The following is a 17,389-nucleotide window of genomic DNA, read 5'->3' as shown; positions in this document are numbered from 1 at the left end:
GCATGAGGTATCTTGAATTCATGATGAAGCTCGCTTCGCGCATTACTTCGTGGTTCGTGCGCAGGCAGATCGCGAAGACGGGGCAGGACGGATTCAATCTGTCACGTATCCCCTTCATTCCCGATTCCGCGCTCATGCCGCTGGCGCGCGAGGGCGTGCACCCGGTGGCGGACATGCGACAGCTGCGCGAGTCCGAGCCGGTCACCAGGCTGAAGCTGCCACTGGGCTTCCGGGCCTGGCTGGTCACCGGCTACGACGACGCCCGGGCCGTGCTCGGCTCGGCGACCGACTTCAGCAACGACTTCAGCAATCTCGCCGGCAATTTCGGCATCACCGCCGAGCAGAATCCGGGCGGCCTCGGTTTCTCCGACCCGCCGCTGCACACGAAGCTCCGTAAGGTGCTCACGCCGGAATTCACGGTGCGCCGGCTGAGCCGGCTGACGCCGCGCATCGAGCGCATCGTGGCCGACACGCTGGACACCATCGAGGCCGCGGCCGTGCACGGCCCGGTCGACCTGATGCAGGCGTTCGCGCTGCCGATCCCGTGCCTGACGATCTGCGAGCTGCTGGGCGTGGACTACGAGGACCGCGACGACTTCCAGCGCCTGGGCGCGGCCCGGTTCGACCTGTTCGGCGGGGCCAGCGCGTCGCTGGGCGCGATCTCCGAGTCGCTGGTGTACCTGCGGGGCGTGGTGGCCAAGCAGCGCAAGAACCCGGGCGACGACCTGCTCGGGCAGATCATCAAGGAGCACGGCGACACCATCGACGACGAGGAGCTGGCCAGCATCGCCGACGGCCTGCTCACCGGCGGCTTCGAGACCACCACCTCGATGCTGGCGCTGGGCGCGATCGTGCTGTTGCAGGACCCGGAGGCGTTCGAGCGGCTGCGCACCGACGACGAGGCGATCAACGCCTTCGTCGAGGAGCTGCTGCGGCTGCTGACCGTGGTGCAGGTGGCGTTCCCGCGCTTCGCCAAGAAGGACATGGTCCTGGGCGGGCAGGAGATCAAGGCCGGCGACGTGGTGATCGTGTCGCTGTCCGGGGCCAACCGGGACGCGGCGCTGGGGCCGGACATGGAGGGCTTCGACCCGGACCGGCCGACCTCGTCCTCGCACCTGGCCTTCGGGCACGGCATCCACCGCTGCATCGGGGCCGAGCTGGCCAAGATGGAGCTGCGCATCGCCTATCCGGCGCTGGTGCGCCGGTTCCCGAAGCTGCGGCTGGCGGTCAGCCCCGAGGAGCTGGCCTACCGGCAGGTGTCCATTGTGTACGGTGTGGACGAGCTTCCGGTGCTGGTGGACTGATTTCCCTGTCACGCAGGCTGATCGCGAGGCGGGGGCACAGGCGTGCCGCCCGCCTCGCGTGTTCTTCCAGCCGGGCCGGCACGGTCTCGTCGGCGATGAGCGGATAGCCCCAGGGATCGGTGGAAACCAGTTCCGGCAACAACTCCGCGCACAGTCCGCGCGCGTCGCAGGCCGTCCAGTCGATGTGCAGCTCGGTCATCTCCGCTCCTCCCCGAATGCCGCCAGCGCGCTGCGGACCAGCCGGGCCGTGCCGTCCGGGTGGTGGCAGGCGCCGCGTCCGTCGACCAACTCGACCAGGCGGCGCACCTGGGGCCATTGGCGTCTGGTCATGGCCTCGGCCAGCGCCGGCAGCCCGAACCGGCAGGGCCCGCACTGTCTTGTGCTCTGCGACGCCAGGTAGCGGACGATCTCCGTCGTCTTCGTGAGGCCGCTTTCGTTGGTGTGCAAGGCGATCGCCACGCCCGCGCCGGGGTCGTCGACGATGTCGTGCGGCCGCAGCCAGGTGCCGTGGTAGCCGCCGACCAGCACCGCCTTCGTCGGCTCGATGGCGTCGGCCAGGTCCAGAAGTTGCCGCACCTCCGGGTTTTTCGGCACCTCGTAGACGCCGGGCCGTTTGACCGCACCGGAAACCGTGGCCAGGAAGCTGTCGTGCTGGCGGAACCATCTCGGGCCGTAGCGGGCGATCTGGGCGATCCGGGCCAGCGTTTCGACGTTCTGCACCAGCATGTCCTCGCGGCTGCGGTCGGTGGGCCGCGCCGGGCGGCCGGCGACCGCCGCCATCACCGCCGAGGACTCCCCCGCGGTGAACGTGTCGGGGGCTTGCACGTGGACGATCGGGTACCGGTCGGATTTCCGTTTCGGGACAACGGTTCCCTTCGGCCCGTACAGGTAGACCCTGCTCGCGCCGACCGCCTCGGCGGCCAGTTGCAGGCCGTCGAGCACGAGGTGCGGGCAGTGGCTCAGCAGCACTTTGTCCTTGCTGCTGGCCGGTTCCCCCTCGGCGGCGTTGGCGATCACCACCGGCCGGTCGGTGACCGCCGCGCGGGCCAGCTTGCGCCAGGTCGGGAAGTTGGCCCCGCCACGGCCGGTCAGCCCCGCCTCCTGCACGGCCCCGATCAGCACGCCGGGGGCACTCGGCCAGGGCAGCGGGCCGTTGCGGTCGATGTGCTCGTCCTCGGATCGCGCGGCGGCGTCCAGCAGCGGCCTCATGTCACGAACCTCCAGGTCGCGGTGGTGGCCACGGCCGTGGCGCAGCCGACGGCGATGACGCCCATCCACACCTGCGAAGCGTCGGTGCCGGTGCCCAGGGCGTGCGCGAGGGCGATCGGCCAGATGGCGTAGGAGATCCAGTGGATGGCCCGCCAGGCGCGCAGCCCGAGCCGGGCGCGGTTCAGGCTGGTGATCAACACCAGCAGGAGCAGGTCGAACGCGAGCGTGCCGAAGCCGAGCCAGAGCGGCCGGTAGGCGCCGACGAACGGGATGAGCACGTCAATCGGGGTAAGCTTGGCGTAGGAGTCGAACAGCAGGGTCAAGACGTGCGCGACGACCAGGCCCAGTCCGAGCAGAGAAGCGTTGCGGTGCACCGTGGCGATCGCGAACCGGGGTAGGCCGGCCAGCGGTTTTCCTTGCCTCGTGGCGATTCCGAGCACCACCGTGACCGTGAGCATGAGTAGGGCCATCACCCCCGCGCCGCGGGCGATGTACCAGATCACGGCCAGCCGCCCAGCGTTCTCACGGTGCCGTCGGCTGCCACCAGCCGGGCCGGCACGTCGTGTTCCCGCAGCATGTCCAGCGCGTCGCCGCCCAACACGAGGGCGGCGGTGGTCAGCGTGTTGGCGTCCGTGCAGTGATCGGCCACAACCGTTGCGCTGCGCCAGGTTCGCGGGGCCGGCAGGCTGGTCCGGGGGTCGAGGATGTGGTGCAGCATCAGGCCGCCCCGCAGCCATTGGCGGCTTCGGGTGCTGGAGGTGGCGATCGCCTTGCCCGCCGGCATCCTCACCACGCAGGACGGGTCGTCTTCCTTGTCCTGCACCAGAACCTGCCAGCCCTGGGCCGGCGCCGGGCCCGCCGTCGCGATGTCGCCGCCGAGGCTCACCAGCACGCCCGTGTCCAGGGCGTCGGCCACCAGCCTCGCACTGCAGTCCGCCGCGAACGCCTTGGCCGTCGCCCCCAAGTCCAGCACGACGCCGTCGGGGATGGTCAGTGTGGTCCCGGTCAGCTTCACACTCCGCCACCCCGGCGCTTCCTTCACCGCCAACGCGATCTCAAGACCGTCAACGTCCACAATGGAGATATCGCGGTCGTAGCCGAGCGTGCACAGCGCACCCCCGACCGTGGGATCCACCGCCCCGTCGCTCTCCTGCGCCGCGCGCAGCGCCACCTCCACCAGCGTCGCCAGCAACGGGCTGACCTGCACCGGTCCGCTGCTCCGGCCGGCCGCCATCAGCTCCGAGTCCGGCCTGAACCGGCTGGCGGCCTGGTCGATCTCCCCCAACATCATCTCCACCAGCGCCCTGGCCGCCGGCATCCGCTTGGCGTCCGTGACCACGACCCTGGCCGTGGTGCTCCAGACCGACCATTCCTCCGCGATCATGATCCCCCCGTCCGCGCCATCGGCTCCGTCCCCGTCGACAACTCGGTCGACGGGCTGGTGCTCGTGGTGGCGGTGTCCGACTGGCTCACCACCGCCGCCACCGCCACCGCGCCGCCCACACTCACCAGCGCCAGCGCCGCCGTGATCACCGCCGCGCTCCGAATCCCCTGCTCCCGGGCGTTCATACGGTCCAGCGTGCGCCGCGGACCTGTGACCCAGCTGAGCCCCGCCTGTGGCCTTTCCCTGGGCCACCCCCGCCGTCGCCTTGACCGTCACCAGGCCGCCACCTAGGGTGACCAATAGTTAAGGAGGTTTACAAATAATGTCTTCGGAGCAGTCACCCACCCGCCGCCGCTTCCTCCTCGGCACCGCCGCCGTCGCCGGCGCGGCCGCGCTGCCGGCCCCGGTCGCGGCGGCCGACACAGCGAGCCCGGTGCGCACGAAACCCTTGGTGCTCACCAACAACGTCGGCTTCGAGCCGGGCGCGGCCAAGCGCGTGGTGATCGCCGCGGCCAAGCCGGGCGCCGGGCCCAAGGCGTACCAGCTGATCGACAACGCCACCGGGCAGACCGTGTCCCGGGGCCTGGCCAAATACGTGGGCCCGGTCCAGGACTGGGCGGCCGACCAGGTGCCGCCCGTGCCCAGCTACTACTGGGTCGCCGACCTGACCGCGTTCACCCGCACCGGCCAGTACGTGGTCACCGTGGACGGCGGCAGCTCGCAGCCGTTCTGGATCGAGCCGAACGTGCTGGAGCGGCGCACACTCTCGCATCTGGTGCACTACTTCAAGGATTCCCGCAGCTCGGGCCAGTACGACAAGGCCGACCGCAAGCTGCCGCTGAAGACCGGCGGCGCCTTCGACGCCAGCGGCGGCTGGTACGACGCGGCGGCCGACTGGGGCAAGCACTTCACCCAGCTGTCCGACCTCTCGTACTTCAACACGCTGTCGATCCCGCTCACCGCCTGGGTCCTGGCCGCCGCCCACGACCAGATCGCCAAGCGCGGCAACACCGATCTGGTCGCGGCCCAGGGCTGGCTGCTGGACGAGGCCCTGTTCGGCGCGGACTACCTGACCCGCGTGCACGTCAAGGGCCGCTCCTTCTACAGCTCGGTCGGCCAGCCCGAGGCCGACGACCTCGGCGCCGATCCGACCCAGCGCAGCCTGAGCACCCGGCAGGTCGACTTCCGCGAGGGCGGCGGCCTGGCCATCGCGGCGCTGGCCCGCGCCAGCACGTATCCGGTGTCCGGCGACTACTCGTCGGCCGAATACCTGGCCGCGGCCGAGGACGCGTTCGCTTATCTGCTCGCCAACAACATCTCACTTCTCAATGACGGCAAGGAGAACATTCTCGACGACTTCAACGCGCTGCTGGCCGCGACCGAATTGTTCAAGGCCACCAAGAAGGACGCCTATCGTGCCGCCGCCGACACGCGGGCGGCGAATCTGTGCGCACGGCTGGTCTCCTGGCACGGCTATCGCGACTACTGGCGTGCCGACGACGCCGACCGCCCGTTCTTCCACCCCTCCGACGCGGGCCTGCCGGTCGTCAGCCTGTTGACGTACCTGGACATCGCGCCCGCCGCGACCAGGGCCACGGTGCTCGACGTGGTGCGGCGCTCGCTCCAGTTCGAGCTGAACGTGACCGGCGAGGTGCCCAACCCGTTCGGCTACGCGCGGCAGCTGGTGCAGGACAACAAGGGCGCCCGGTACAGCGGCTACTTCTTCCCGCACAACGTCACCCCGCGCACCGACGACGCCTGGTGGCAGGGCGAGAACGCCCGCCTGGCCTCGCTGGCCTCGGCGGCCCGGCTGGCCGCCGGCTTCTATACCGGCAAGTTCAGTTCGGACCTGCGGGCCTACGCCCAGGACCAGCTGAACTGGATCGTCGGCGCGAACCCGTTCGACGTGTGCATGCTGGAGGGCGCCGGCCGCGACCAGCCGCTCTACCTGGAGTACGCCGACGGGCAGACGGTCGGCTCGTGGCGCTGGCTGCGGTCGGCCGGCGGCATCGTCAACGGCATCACTGGCAAGTCCGACGACGGCCGCGGCATCGCCTGGGATCCCGGCACGGCGTTCACCGGCCCCAACACCGACTGGCGGTGGCTGGAGCAGTGGCTGCCGCACTCGACGTGGTTCCTGTACGCCACAGCGATCGGATGATGGGGCCGGCCGTCGCGAGATACGCGGCCCGCCGCGATTCTAGTGATTTGCCAGTGTGAGTTGACAGTGTCCCCGGGAGGTCGTTTGACTGGGCCTCCTGGGGGACTCAATCCCACCACCGTCCGCCGCAGTCGTCCCCGCTCAATCGCTTTCGTCGAGCCGACCGGGGGAGACCATGCAGCCGCAGGTTCTCGAACGTTCGCCACTGAACGACCGGCCGCTGCGCGGCCGGAACGGCCAGCTCGACCAGATCGCCGCCGCCATGAGCTCCGCCGCCATGGCCGCCCGCGACCGCCGGACGCTGCTGCTGGCGGCGCCGGTCGGCTCGGGCAAGACGCGGCTGCTGCACGAGGCCGCCACCATGGCTTTTTCCCACGGTTTCACCGTTGTGGACGGTCCCGAGGTGACGGCGCTGAGCCTGCCGCCGGCCCTGGCCCCGCACGCCGATCCGTCCAGCTGGCTCACCGCGCGGCTGGAGCGGCGCCTGGCGGCGTTGCTGCGACTGGGGCCCGTTCTGGTCACCGTGGACAATCTGCACTGGACCGATCCGCTGACCGCCACCGTGCTGCGTGACCTGATGATGCGGCTGGACGGCCGGCCGGTGGTGTGGATCTTCGCCATGCGGGCCGAGCACCTGGACTCCCCCAACGGTTTGCTGCTCGGCGAGATGGCCGCCGACGCCCGCACGGAGTGGCTCGCCCCGCTCGATCCGCTGCCCGACGACGTCGTCGCCGAGCTGGTGGCCGATCTGCTCGACGACGCCCCGGACGCCTTGTTGTCGCTGTGCGAGTGCATGGGCGGCAACCCGCGCGCGATCGTCGACCTGGTCCGCGGCCTGATCGACGACGGCGCCACCCAGCTGCCCCTTTTGTCCCTGCCGCAACGGTTTCTGGCCGCGATGCGGGTGCGGCTGGGCCAGCTGGACCCTACGACCCACCAGGCGGTGCAGGTGGCCGCCGTGCTGGGCCGTCGGTTCTCCCCCGCCGACCTCGCCGCCATGCTCGCCGTGCCGCCGGCGACGCTGCTCAAGCCGTTGCAGGAAGCCATGAACGCCGGCTTCGTGGAGCCGCTGGCCGATTCGTTCGAGTTCCGCCGCGAGCCGCTGTGGCGGGCCGTGCTGGACACCGTGCCCCGGCCAATGCTCTCCCTGTTGGGTCCCTCGCTCGTCGGCTGGGACGGCGTGTCACTGACCACGCGAGCCGACTCGATGTGGCGTTCCGGCCGGGTCGAGGACGCCCTGGCCACCGTGCGCAAGGCCGCCACCCACGAGTCCCCGTGGCACTTTGATCCACAGTGGACGCTCGCGTGGATGCAGATCCGCCTGCGCCGCCTGCCCGATGCGGCGAAGACCATTCAGTCCATTGAGGACGGTCTGACCGGAACCAAGGTGCTGGCCAGCATTCCCGCCGCGCTGCGCTCGTGGCTGGCCTTCGCCGGCGGCTCCATCGCCGAGGCCGAAGCCGAGGCCCTGGCCGGCGTCGGGCTCGTCGCCGCCACCCAGATTCCCTTGTACGAGCCCCATCTACGGGCCGTGCTGGTGCTGTGTTCGCTGCGGCGCGGGGATGTCGCCACCGCCGTCGAACGCCTCCAGTTCTTCGACTCCCTACCGTCTTCCGCCATGCGCACCTGGGTCACCGCCCAGGTCACCGCCGCCTCCCGCGGGCCCGAGGCCGCCCTGGCCGTGCTCACCGACGTCCGCACCGATGCCGCCCGGCGACGTGAACTGCTCCTGGAGGACCCTTCCGCCGCCGCGTGGTGCGTTCGCACCGGCCTGGCCGCCGGCGACAAGGTCTTCGCCCGGCTTTGTGCCGCCACAGCCGCCGATCTCGGCCTCGGGGCCCACGCTTCGGCCCTCTACCACCGGGACGCCGCCGCCCTCGCCGCCGTCCGCTACTGCGACCGTTGGGCCCAGGCCTCCGCCGCCGAGGACCTCGGCACCCTGCTGTGCGCCCAGGACCGCGAGGCCGCCGTCACCGCTTTCGACCGGGCCATGGAGTCCTACGATTCCCTTGGCTCCGCCTGGGATTCCGCCCGTGTCCGCAGCCGGCTGCGCCGCCTCGGCATCCGTCGCCGGCACTGGCATTGCACCCCTCGGCCCACCACCGGCTGGGCCAGCCTCACCGGCACCGAGGAGAAGGTCGCCCGCCTCGTCGCCCACGGCCTGACCAACCGCCAGGTCGCCGCCGAGCTCTTCGTCTCCCCCCACACCGTCGGCTTCCACCTGCGCCAGATCTACCGCAAACTCGCCATCCAGTCCCGCGTAGACCTAGCCCGCATCGCCCCCTGACACCCCCCAACGTCATGAAGGGCCCCTTACTGACGTTCAACGCGAGGATCGGTCCCTTGATCTTGCTCAGGCGGCGCCGGTGAGCTGGGTGAGCCAGCCCGTCTTGGCGATGTCCACCTGGGTGTCGCCCTTGAGCACCGTGGGCGTGCCCTTGAAGTTCACCGAGTCGCGGGCCTTGTCGGTCTGGGACCGGATCTCGGTGTCGAAGGTCCCGTCGCGGACCTGGTCGGCGAACTGCTGGCCGGTGATGCCGGCCTTGCGGCCGATGTCGATCAGCTGGTCGTTGGTGTAGCCGGTCTGGCCCTCGGTCGGCTGGGCGTCGTAGAGCGCGGCGTGGAACTCGGCGAAGCGGCCGGCCTTGGCCGCGGCGAGGGCGGCGTTGCCGGCGCGCAGCGAGTAGCCGGCCGGGGTGGTCTCGTTGTCCAGCAGGTCGAGCACGTGGTAGTTGACCCGCAGTGAGCCGGCGGCGATGGCCTTGGTGATGTCCTTGCCGTAGGGGTCTTCCAGATTGTGCTTGCAGTACGGGCACAGGAAGTCCTCGTACACGTCGAGCGTGGCCTTGGCGCTCGCGCCGCCGGCGACAACCGTGCCGTCGGACTGCACGGTGGCGGTGTAGGCGCCACCGGCCTGGGGTTGATCGGCCAGGGCGTGGCTGTAGACGACGCCCCCGAGCACGGCGGCGGCGATGACCGCCACCGCGGCGATGAAAATCAGGTTCCGCCGGCCGTTGGCGGCGCCGCGAGCCGCCGCGACAGCGTTGCTGGTCCTGGTTGCGCCCACCGGAAAAGCTCCTCCCTGTCCGCCCACCACGACGGCCGGGAGCCCGGTTCGGTTCAACGGCCGAGGCGCTCCAGCACGGCGGGCTTGATCGAGTCGACGTCGACGTCGAGATTGTGCAGCACGGTGACGGCGTGGCCCTCCCCCTCGGCCAGCAGGCCGAGCAGGATGTGCTCGGTGCCGATGGTGGCGCTGCCCAGCTCGACCGAGGACCGCAGGGTGTGCTCGAGGACCCGCTTGGCCCGGCGTGAGAACGGCGGCCGCGGGAAGTGGAACCTGCCCGGCCCGAACGTCTCGTCGGCCCGGCGCCGGATCTCCTCGACGTCGATGCCGATGGCGGCCAGCGCGTCGACGGCCGCCTGCGGGCCTTGCGACCGCACCCCCTCGGCCTCCCGCACACGGGCGACCTCGGTTCGCAGGGAATGTGGCGTGACTCCCTTGTCGTGCAACACTTCCCCGGCGACAGTGCCGCGAACGCCGGCCAGGCCGACGAGCACGTGCTCGGTGCCGATGTAGTCGTGCCCCTGCCCCATGGCCTCGTCCTGGGCCAGCACCAGCACTCGCTTGGCCCGGTCGGTGAACTTCTCGAACATCTCAGGCCTCCTTGTTGGCCGCTTTGCGGCGGTTGGCGTGTTTCTCGTGCACGGACTGCCGGCTGACCGCCAGCGCCGCGGCGATCTCCTGCCAGGACCAGCCCTGGTCGCGGGCGCTGTCCACGTGCAGCCGCTCCAGTTCCTCCAGCAGCCGGCGCAGGGCCACGACCGCCCGTAGCCCGACGGCCGGGTCCTTGTCGGTGATCTGGCCGGCCAGCTCGGCCGGCGTGCTCGGCTCGCTCATGGTTGTCAGGCTAGCCTGACACCGACCGTTGTCAAGGTACCCTGACATCGCGGCTCAGGGCCGCCGCCAAGAACCCCGCCCGCCGCATCGGCCACCCCTCCGACGTCTCGGCGGCGGCCATCACCGCCCTGGCCAACCCCTTCGTCACCGGCGCCACCCCGCACGTGGACGGCGGCGGCCGGCTGGCCTGAGCGGGCAGGTCGGAGCCGAGCCCACTCGCTCCGACCTGCCGCCGAGGATCAGATGATCTTCTGGGTGGTGTTGGCGGCCATGGTGACGGTCTTCTGCCAGGTGGCGGACTTCAGGACGGTGGTGGCGCCGCCGACGCTGTGCAGGGTGAGGGCGGAAACCTTGCCGTCACGCCATTCCAGGTCGAGGGTGAAGCCGCCGCGGACGCCGATGCCGGTGACGCGGCCGGAGCGGGACCACGCGGCGGGCAGGGCGGGCAGCAGGTCGACCTGGCCGGGGCGGGACTGGACGATCATCTCCAGCGTGGCGGTGGGGGCGCCGAAGTTGGCGTCGATCTGGAAGATGGTGCGCTCGCCGAAGCTGTACATGTCGAACAGGTTGGCGGCGCTGCCGTTGCCGAAGTTGACCGACGGCGTCATGACGGTGAGCAGCATCCGGTAGGCCTTGTCGGCGTCGCGAAGGTGGGCCCAGCAGGCGGATCGCCACGCGCAGGCCCAGCCGAAGCTCTGGGTTCCCCGTGCGGTCAACAGGTTCCGCACGCCGTCTATGAGCTCCTGGGGACTGCTGTCGACGCGGATGCGGTCGCCGGGGAAGAAGCCGATCAGCGGCGACAGGTGGCGGTGGGTGGTCTCGCCGAGGTTGTCGGGCGACATCCACTCCTCCAGCCAGCCGGTCTTGGGGCTGACCACGGGCAGGTACAGCCTGTCCCGCATGGCGGTGATCGTCTTGGCGTAGTCCTGGTCCTGGCCAAGGACATCACACGCGGACCGGTAGTGGGTGAACAGGTCCCACGCCAGCTCCTGCGAGTAGGTGTTGCCGATCCCGTCCTGCGGCCCGTGCTCGGGCGACCAGTCGTGGTCGTCGTAGAGCTTGCCGTCCCGCTCGACCAGCCGCGCCTCCCAGAACTGCACGGCCCCCTTGAGCAGCGGGTAGATCTTGCTCAGGTACGCCTTGTCCTGCGTGAACTCGTAGTGCTGCCACAGGTTGTTGCACAGCCAGGCGTTGCCGGACGGGTGCCACCACCAGCCGCTGCCGCCGTAGGGGTTGGTGGAGAAGGCCACGGCCCAGCCGGCGATCTTGCCGCTGGTGTTGCGGAAACGGTTGCGGGGGTCGTTGAAGCCCTTCAGCGTGGTGGCGGTCCACGAGGACAGCTGGGACACGCAGTAGTCGGCGAAGGCGTTGAAGCACTGGGAAAGCCCGGCCCGGTCGGGCAGCCAGTAGTTCATCTGCACGTTGATGTCGGTGTGGTAGTCGGCGTACCAGTCCGGGTTGTTGTTCGACACCCACAGGCCCTGCAGGTTCAGCGGCAGGCTGTCACGGGAGCCGCAGATCACCAGGTACCGTCCGAACTGGAGGTACGAGGCCTCCAGTTCCGGGTCGGGATCGGCGTGCGGGGCGGCCCGTTCCCACAGCCGCGCCCAGGTGTCCATGGACCGCTGCCTGGCCGACGACCGTCCTAAGTCAACAGTCATCCGGTTGTAGAGCTTCTGGTAGTCGGCGACATGCGTGGCCAGCAGGACGTCACCGGCCACGCCGGCGGCCTTCACGGCCTTCTGCCGGGCGACGGCCAGCGGGTCGACCGAGGCGGCCTTGAAGGCGGCCGCCGGGTCGGCGGTGTAGTTGGTGCCGCCGCACACGACGATCACCACCTCGCCGCAGCCGGCGAAGACGACCTTGCCGCCCTGCACGGAAACGTTGCCGCCCTTGGACTTCGCGGTGACGGCGGTGGCGTACTTGAGACCGTTGCCGAGCGTGCCAGCGAAGGAGATGGCCCCCGAGTCGCCGGCGATGGTCTCGCCGTGGGTGCCGGCCAGCGACACCGAGCCGGTGTAGCTGCCGCCGCCGGACTGGGTCAGCCGGATCACCAGCACGTCGTCGGGATGGCTGGTGTAGACCTCGCGCCGGTAGTGCACGCCCTTGTACGTGTAGCTCGCGGTCACGACGCCGTTGCTGAGATCGAGGCGCCGCTGGTAGTCCCGCACGCCGGCCAGGGCGTGCGCCGGCACGTCGACCCCGACTCTGGCCAGCTGGTTGTAGCTGCCGAAGTGCACCGAGTCGTAGTTGAGCTGGCCGTCGTCCTGGATCACGTCGTTGACGTCGCCGGCCCAGAGCGTGATGTCGTTGACGTAGACGAAGTCGCTGCCCGGGTCGCCGCCGACCAGGCCGCCGAGGCGGCCGTTGCCGACTGGCAGGCCCTGCTCGATGATCCGACCTTCCTCGGCCGGCGCCGGATACCACAGGGCCGTCGCCGCCGCGTCAGACACCACCGCCGCCGTGTCGGCCGGCCGGGCCGGATCGGCCTGCGCCGCGAACGGCCGCAGGCCCGTCATCGCCGCCGCCATCCCCAACGCGCCGCCCAGCCGCAGCGCGTCCCGCCGGGAACGACCAGCCAATTCGGTCATCGTCGACCTCCTGAAGCGAACCGGTTTAGCCCGCACCCTGGTCAAACATCCGATGAATGTCAATACGGCGGTTGGAAATTTCGTAATTTAGGAGCAGAGGCGAGCGCGTGCGGCGGTCGGCACGTGAGTGGCTCAATTGGCTCCAGGGGCCACCTGAGCCACTCAGGTGGCCCCCAGGGGCACGTGAGTGGCTTAGGTGAGGGAAGGGGCGGCTGTTCAGGCAGGGGCGGGGTGTCGGGCGGTCGGCGTTCGGGCGCAGGGGCGGCGCGTTCGGCGTAGCGTCGGGCGCGGCGGCACCCGGCCACCGCGCCCGGTCGGGTGCCGGCCGCCGGAGTCCACTGTGGACGATCTAGGCCAGCAGCTCGGCGAAGCGGTCGGGGCTGACGTTGCCGCCGGAGAGGATCACGCCGACCCGTCCGGAAAAGCCGCCCTGAAGCACTGCGGCCAGGGAGGTCGCGCCGCTGGGCTCGAGGACGATCTTGAGGCGCTCGAAGGCGAAGCGCATGGCGGCGCGGATCTGGTCGTCGGTGACCAGGACGACCTCGTCGACCAGCCGCTGGTTGACGGAAAAGGTGAGCTCGCCGGGAATGTCGGCGGCCTGGCCGTCGGCGATGGTGCGGGGCACGGGAATCGAGACCCTGCGCCCGGCGGCCAGGGAGAGCTTGGTGTCGTTGCCGAGCTCGGGTTCCACACCGACAACGCGGATCCGGCGGTCGAGCCCCTTGGCCGCGGTGGCGCTGCCGGCGATGAGCCCGCCCCCGCCGATGGGCACGACCAGGGTGCCGAGCGGACCGACCTCCTCAACCAACTCCAGTGCGGAAGTCCCCTGCCCGGCCATCACATGCAGGTGCTCGTACGGCGGGATCAGCGTCAAACCCCGGTCCGAAGCCAGTGCGTTGCCGATGGCCACCCGGTCGCCGGTGTAACGGTCGTAGGTGACGACCTCGGCCCCGTAGCCGCGCGTGGCGTCCACTTTGGACTGAGGAGTGTCCTCGGGCATCAGGATCACCGCGCTGCTGCCGAATTCCCGGGCGGCCAGCGCGACGGCCTGGGCGTGATTGCCCGAGGAGTACGCGGCGATGCCGCGCTCGAGCTGCTCCGGCGTCAGCCGGGACACGGCGTTGTACGCGCCCCGGAACTTGAACGCCCCGACGCGCTGGAAGTTCTCAGCCTTGAGAAAGACCTCGGCCCCGGCCCGCCCGTCCACCGTGCGGGAGCGCAGCACCGGCGTGCGGAACGCGACTCCCTTCAACCGAGCGGCCGCGTCCTGGACGTCGTCAAGAGTGAGCATGGGCCGACACTATCCGGCGAACGGTCTCCAGCCGGCGGCGCGTGACCTCCGCCATATCGGCCCGGGCGGCGGCCAGCACGGCGGCCGGCGCGGTGGCCGGGGTGCCGGCGTTGAACGGCGGCTCGGGCGCGTACTGCATGTAGAGCTGGATCCGTTGTGCCACAGCGTCTCCGTGCAGGCGAGCGACCAGCAGCAGGGCGCCGTCGATGCCGGAGGTCACGCCGGCGGCGAAGAACCAGTCCCCGTCCACGACAACCCGCTCGTCGACGAACTCCGCGCCGAACTCCGGAAGCAGGTGCACGGACGCCCAGTGCGTGGTCGCGCGGCGGCCGCGAAGCAACCCGGCGGCGCCGAGCAGCAAAGCGCCGGTGCAGACCGAAAGCACGAAGCCGCCGGACTGCTTTCGAAGCCAGGCAAGGACTTCCGGGTTCTCCATCAGCGCGTCCACGCCACCGCCGCCGGGCACGTGCAGCACGTCCAGCGCGGGCGCGTCGGCGATGGCCGCGTCCGGCACGATGGTCAGGCCGCGAGCGTCCCGGACCGCCGCGCCGGTGGGGCTGTAGCTGCGATATGTCGAGCCGGGCAGGCGGACGAGCACCTCGAACGGGCCGGTGAAGTCGAGCTGGTCCATGCCGTCGAAGACGAGCGAGCCGATTTCCATGCCCCGATCCTGGCCCCGAGACCACCCCGAAACGAGTGGCAGGACTGCCCCACTTCGCTAGGATCCTGCCATGCATCGGATCGTCGCCCTGGCCCTGCCCGACGTGGTCGCCTTCGACCTGTCGGCGCCGGCCCAGATCTTCGGGCACCGCGACGAGCGGAGCCGCTACGAGTTCACGGTGTGCGCGCAGCGGCCCGGCCGGGTGCCGACGACCACCGGCTTCGCCATCGAGGCCACCGCCGGCCTGGAGGCCCTGGCCGGCGCGGACACCGTGGTCGTGCCGGGCTTCTATCCGCTGGACGCTCCGCCCGAGCCGGTGCTGGCGGCGCTGCGCGACACCAAGGCCCGGCTGATCTCGGTCTGCACGGGCGCGTTCGCGCTCGCGGCGGCGGGCCGGTTGGACGGCCGAGCCGCCACCACGCACTGGAAGCACACCGACGACCTGGCCGCCCGGTTCCCGAAGATCGAAGTCCGCCCCGATGTGCTGTACGTCGACGAGGGTTCGGTCCTGACCAGCGCCGGCATCGCCGCCGCCCTCGACCTCTGCCTCTACGTCTACCGCGCCGATCACGGGGCCGAGCGGGCGGCCACGGTCGCCCGCCGCATGGTCGTCGCCCCGCACCGCGCGGGCGGCCAGGCCCAGTTCGTGGACCGGCCGCTGCCCGAGGCCACCCGGCTGGCCGACACCTGCGCCTGGGCGGTGCGACGGCTGGCCGAGCCGCTGACCGTGGACGACATGTCCCGGCATTCCGGTTACGCGCCAAGGACTTTCGCCCGTCACTTCCGGGCCGAGACCGGCATGACGCCGCTGCGCTGGCTGACCGCGCAGCGGCTGCTGGAGGCCCGCCGGCTGCTGGAGGCGACCGAGCACAGCATCGACGAGATCGCCCGCCGCTGCGGCCTGGGCACCGCCGCCAATCTCCGGCTGCACCTGGCCCGGGAGGCGGCGACCACACCGTCGGCGTACCGGACCGCTTTCCGCGGCAGCACAATTCGCTGACAGGTTCCTCACAATCGCCTGTCATCGTGGCCGGCATGAGGTTCACGCTCCACGCCGGCGCGGCGCTCTCGGCCCTGACACTCGCCGCCTGCGGCGCTCAGGCCCAGCCGCCGCAGGTCGCGTCGTTGACCACCGCCGACGGCGCCGCCACCAGCACACCGTCCACTCCGGACGATTCGAGCCGGCCGCAGCTGCGCATGGACAGCTCCAAAGAGGACATCAACGCGGCCTGGGCCGGCTACTACGCTTGCCTGAAGACCAACGGGCACGTGATGTTGCGCGGCGACGGCACCGACCGGCACGCCGGGCCGGCCAGTCCCGGCGGCGGCACCGACGGCAACACCCCGGACATGCAGGACGAGAGCCCGGCGTCGGTCAACGCCAAGAAGGCCTGCCGCGACAAACTCCCGCTACAGCCGCCGGAGTTGGATCAGTCGAGGAATCCTCACTACCTGGACCAGTATCACGCCTACCTGACCTGCCTGACCGGTCGCGGCGTCGCGGTGCACGCGATCGATCCGTTCGGTTCCGGCTGGACCTACGACGACGGTGTGACCCAGCGGCTCAGCGAACAGCAGCAGCAACAGGTCGACCACGACTGCCAGCTGGCCTCGTTCAGGATGGGCTAGCTGACGCCGTCGGATTCCTCCAGCAGCCCGAGGTCCTGGGCCGCGGCCAGCGCCGCCGCCTTGCTGTGCACGCCGAGTTTGCGGAACAGGCTGCTCTGGAGGTTTTCCACGGTGCGCACGGAGATCCCGAGCAGCCGGGCCGTCTGCTTGGCCGAGTGGCCGCGGCCGATGGAGGCGATGATCTCCTGTTCCCGCCGCGTCAACGAAAGCTGCCAGCGCCACCAGGTTCGGTCCGCGCCGCGGGCGGTGCCCAGCATGGCCCGGGAGTTCACCGCGTTGACCATCAGGTAACCTCGGCCGGCCGCCTGCAGTGCCGGCACGATCAGCCCGTCCACGCCGGCCGCCGGCAGCACGGTGATGCCCGCGGCCAACGCCTCCAGCCCGTGCTGCAACGGAAGTTGCCGGCTGGCCACCACGACCGGCGTCGAGCGGCCCTGGGAAACCGCTTGCCAGTCCTCGGGTTCCGGGTCGACCAGCACCACGGCCACGCCCGGCTCGTCCGCCGCGACCAGGGGAATGTCGTGCTCGGCCAGTATTCGCCGCAGCCGGTCGGCCAGCAGGCAGCCCTCGTTGCGGCTGAGCACGCACACCCGCAGCAGGTCCTGGCCGCGGTCCTGGCGGGGCAGCTCGATCACTGAGGCCATCAGGCCCAGCCGAGTGGCGCTCGCCGCGGCGTGGGCCTGGTTGTGCACGTCCAGCTTGGCGAAGATGCGCTGCTTGTGGTGTTCCACGGTGTGCAGGCTGATGCCGAGCTCGGTGGCGACCTGGCGCGGCGCGTAGCCGGCGCTGATCAGGTACAGCACCTCCAGCTCGCGAGTGGTCAGCGCCTGCCGTCTTCCCTTGTCCAGCCGCGTGATCTCGACCGCCGCCGACGGCACCTTGATCGCTTCCACCAGCGCGTCCAGGCCGCGGTTGGACGACACCAGCGCGCTGATGCCGGCCTCGTAGGCGCGGATCACGTAGGCGGCGGGCAGCACCTCGTGCACGCCGACCATACGCAGCCGCCGACCCGGCTCCAGCAGCAGCGACACCAGCCGGTCGTTGCTCCATCGGGGCGTGTCGGCCTGGAAGACGGCCACCTCGGGCCGGCACAGCCGGCACAGCTGCACCAGCTCCGGGGCCGAGGCCACGGTGCCGGCCAGCGTGATGCCGGGCTCCCTCGTCAGGTGCGTCGCCATGAGTTCCCGCACCAGCCGGTTCTGGTGCTGGAGGACGACGTTGAGCCGAGGCTGTGCGAGCATTGTCGATTCTCCCTCCG

The 17,389-nt window shown here is 70.7% G+C and carries 17 protein-coding genes; 5 read left to right on the top strand and 12 right to left on the bottom strand.

Annotated features, from left to right (window positions below):
• The first annotated feature begins 20 nt into the window (after positions 1-20).
• Entirely contained in the window at positions 21-1,304 is a 1,284-nt protein-coding gene (locus ACIG5F_RS46790; protein WP_396526792.1) for a cytochrome P450, read from the top strand.
• On the opposite strand, the gene ACIG5F_RS46785 is transcribed toward ACIG5F_RS46790, so the two are convergent.
• From ACIG5F_RS46785 to ACIG5F_RS46765, 5 genes are read right to left on the bottom strand one after another with little or no spacing between them, the layout of a single operon-like run.
• Positions 1,228-1,503 (bottom strand): ferredoxin, encoded by a 276-nt coding sequence (locus ACIG5F_RS46785; protein WP_396526790.1) that lies wholly within the window; start codon positions 1,501-1,503, stop codon positions 1,228-1,230. The two genes, ACIG5F_RS46790 and ACIG5F_RS46785, sit on opposite strands and share 77 nt — an antisense overlap.
• A complete protein-coding gene (locus ACIG5F_RS46780) occupies positions 1,500-2,513 on the bottom strand; it encodes an NADH-ubiquinone oxidoreductase-F iron-sulfur binding region domain-containing protein (protein ID WP_396526789.1) in 1,014 nt (337 codons plus the stop codon). The genes ACIG5F_RS46785 and ACIG5F_RS46780 overlap by 4 nt, the downstream gene beginning before the upstream one ends.
• Positions 2,510-3,016, bottom strand: coding sequence for a ferric reductase-like transmembrane domain-containing protein (locus tag ACIG5F_RS46775; protein ID WP_396526788.1), 507 nt, complete (start codon positions 3,014-3,016; stop codon positions 2,510-2,512). Before ACIG5F_RS46775 ends, ACIG5F_RS46780 begins: the two co-directional genes overlap by 4 nt.
• Complete coding sequence (locus ACIG5F_RS46770) at positions 3,013-3,897, bottom strand: FAD:protein FMN transferase (RefSeq protein WP_396526787.1); 885 nt, start codon at positions 3,895-3,897, stop codon at positions 3,013-3,015. Before ACIG5F_RS46770 ends, ACIG5F_RS46775 begins: the two co-directional genes overlap by 4 nt.
• Positions 3,894-4,082 (bottom strand): hypothetical protein, encoded by a 189-nt coding sequence (locus ACIG5F_RS46765; protein WP_396526785.1) that lies wholly within the window; start codon positions 4,080-4,082, stop codon positions 3,894-3,896. Before ACIG5F_RS46765 ends, ACIG5F_RS46770 begins: the two co-directional genes overlap by 4 nt.
• 137 nt (positions 4,083-4,219) lie before the next feature.
• Between ACIG5F_RS46765 and ACIG5F_RS46760 the strand changes: the two genes are divergently transcribed.
• Together ACIG5F_RS46760 and ACIG5F_RS46755 are read left to right on the top strand one after the other, a co-directional pair.
• Entirely contained in the window at positions 4,220-6,058 is a 1,839-nt protein-coding gene (locus ACIG5F_RS46760; RefSeq protein ID WP_396526783.1) for a glycoside hydrolase family 9 protein, read from the top strand.
• Between the two features lie 175 nt (positions 6,059-6,233).
• Entirely contained in the window at positions 6,234-8,345 is a 2,112-nt protein-coding gene (locus ACIG5F_RS46755; protein WP_396526782.1) for a LuxR C-terminal-related transcriptional regulator, read from the top strand.
• A gap of 66 nt (positions 8,346-8,411) precedes the next feature.
• On the opposite strand, the gene ACIG5F_RS46750 is transcribed toward ACIG5F_RS46755, so the two are convergent.
• From ACIG5F_RS46750 to ACIG5F_RS46725, 6 genes are all read right to left on the bottom strand, one after another.
• Positions 8,412-9,125 (bottom strand): DsbA family protein, encoded by a 714-nt coding sequence (locus ACIG5F_RS46750; protein WP_396526780.1) that lies wholly within the window; start codon positions 9,123-9,125, stop codon positions 8,412-8,414.
• A 53-nt stretch (positions 9,126-9,178) separates the two neighbouring features.
• On the bottom strand, positions 9,179-9,715 hold the full coding sequence (locus ACIG5F_RS46745; protein WP_396526778.1) for a Clp protease N-terminal domain-containing protein: 537 nt from the start codon (positions 9,713-9,715) through the stop codon (positions 9,179-9,181).
• Between the two features lies 1 nt (position 9,716).
• Positions 9,717-9,959, bottom strand: coding sequence for a helix-turn-helix domain-containing protein (locus ACIG5F_RS46740; protein WP_396526776.1), 243 nt, complete (start codon positions 9,957-9,959; stop codon positions 9,717-9,719).
• Between the two features lie 239 nt (positions 9,960-10,198).
• Positions 10,199-12,550: a glycosyl hydrolase family 95 catalytic domain-containing protein gene (locus ACIG5F_RS46735; RefSeq protein WP_396526774.1), complete on the bottom strand. Its 2,352-nt coding sequence runs from the start codon at positions 12,548-12,550 to the stop codon at positions 10,199-10,201.
• Between the two features lie 349 nt (positions 12,551-12,899).
• Positions 12,900-13,841 carry a pyridoxal-phosphate dependent enzyme gene (locus ACIG5F_RS46730; RefSeq protein WP_396526772.1) on the bottom strand — a complete coding sequence of 314 codons (942 nt, stop codon included), beginning with the start codon at positions 13,839-13,841 and terminating at the stop codon, positions 12,900-12,902.
• Positions 13,828-14,502 carry a DJ-1/PfpI family protein gene (locus ACIG5F_RS46725; protein ID WP_396526771.1) on the bottom strand — a complete coding sequence of 225 codons (675 nt, stop codon included), beginning with the start codon at positions 14,500-14,502 and terminating at the stop codon, positions 13,828-13,830. Before ACIG5F_RS46725 ends, ACIG5F_RS46730 begins: the two co-directional genes overlap by 14 nt.
• Positions 14,503-14,572: 70 nt before the next feature.
• Between ACIG5F_RS46725 and ACIG5F_RS46720 the strand changes: the two genes are divergently transcribed.
• The gene (locus ACIG5F_RS46720) at positions 14,573-15,502 is read left to right on the top strand and encodes a GlxA family transcriptional regulator (RefSeq protein ID WP_396526770.1); all 930 of its coding nucleotides are present in this window, start codon (positions 14,573-14,575) and stop codon (positions 15,500-15,502) included.
• Between the two features lie 35 nt (positions 15,503-15,537).
• The gene (locus ACIG5F_RS46715; protein ID WP_396526769.1) at positions 15,538-16,131 is read left to right on the top strand and encodes a hypothetical protein; all 594 of its coding nucleotides are present in this window, start codon (positions 15,538-15,540) and stop codon (positions 16,129-16,131) included.
• Here the strand turns inward: ACIG5F_RS46715 and ACIG5F_RS46710 are convergent.
• Positions 16,128-17,372 (bottom strand): LuxR C-terminal-related transcriptional regulator, encoded by a 1,245-nt coding sequence (locus tag ACIG5F_RS46710; RefSeq protein ID WP_396526767.1) that lies wholly within the window; start codon positions 17,370-17,372, stop codon positions 16,128-16,130. The genes ACIG5F_RS46715 and ACIG5F_RS46710 overlap by 4 nt on opposite strands.
• Positions 17,373-17,389 lie beyond the last annotated feature (17 nt).

This window comes from Kutzneria sp. NPDC052558 (assembly GCF_044547355.1).
Lineage (GTDB): Bacteria > Actinomycetota > Actinomycetes > Mycobacteriales > Pseudonocardiaceae > Kutzneria.
Note: the sequence above shows the minus strand (reverse complement) of the source record. Positions and strands in the feature narration are given on the sequence as shown.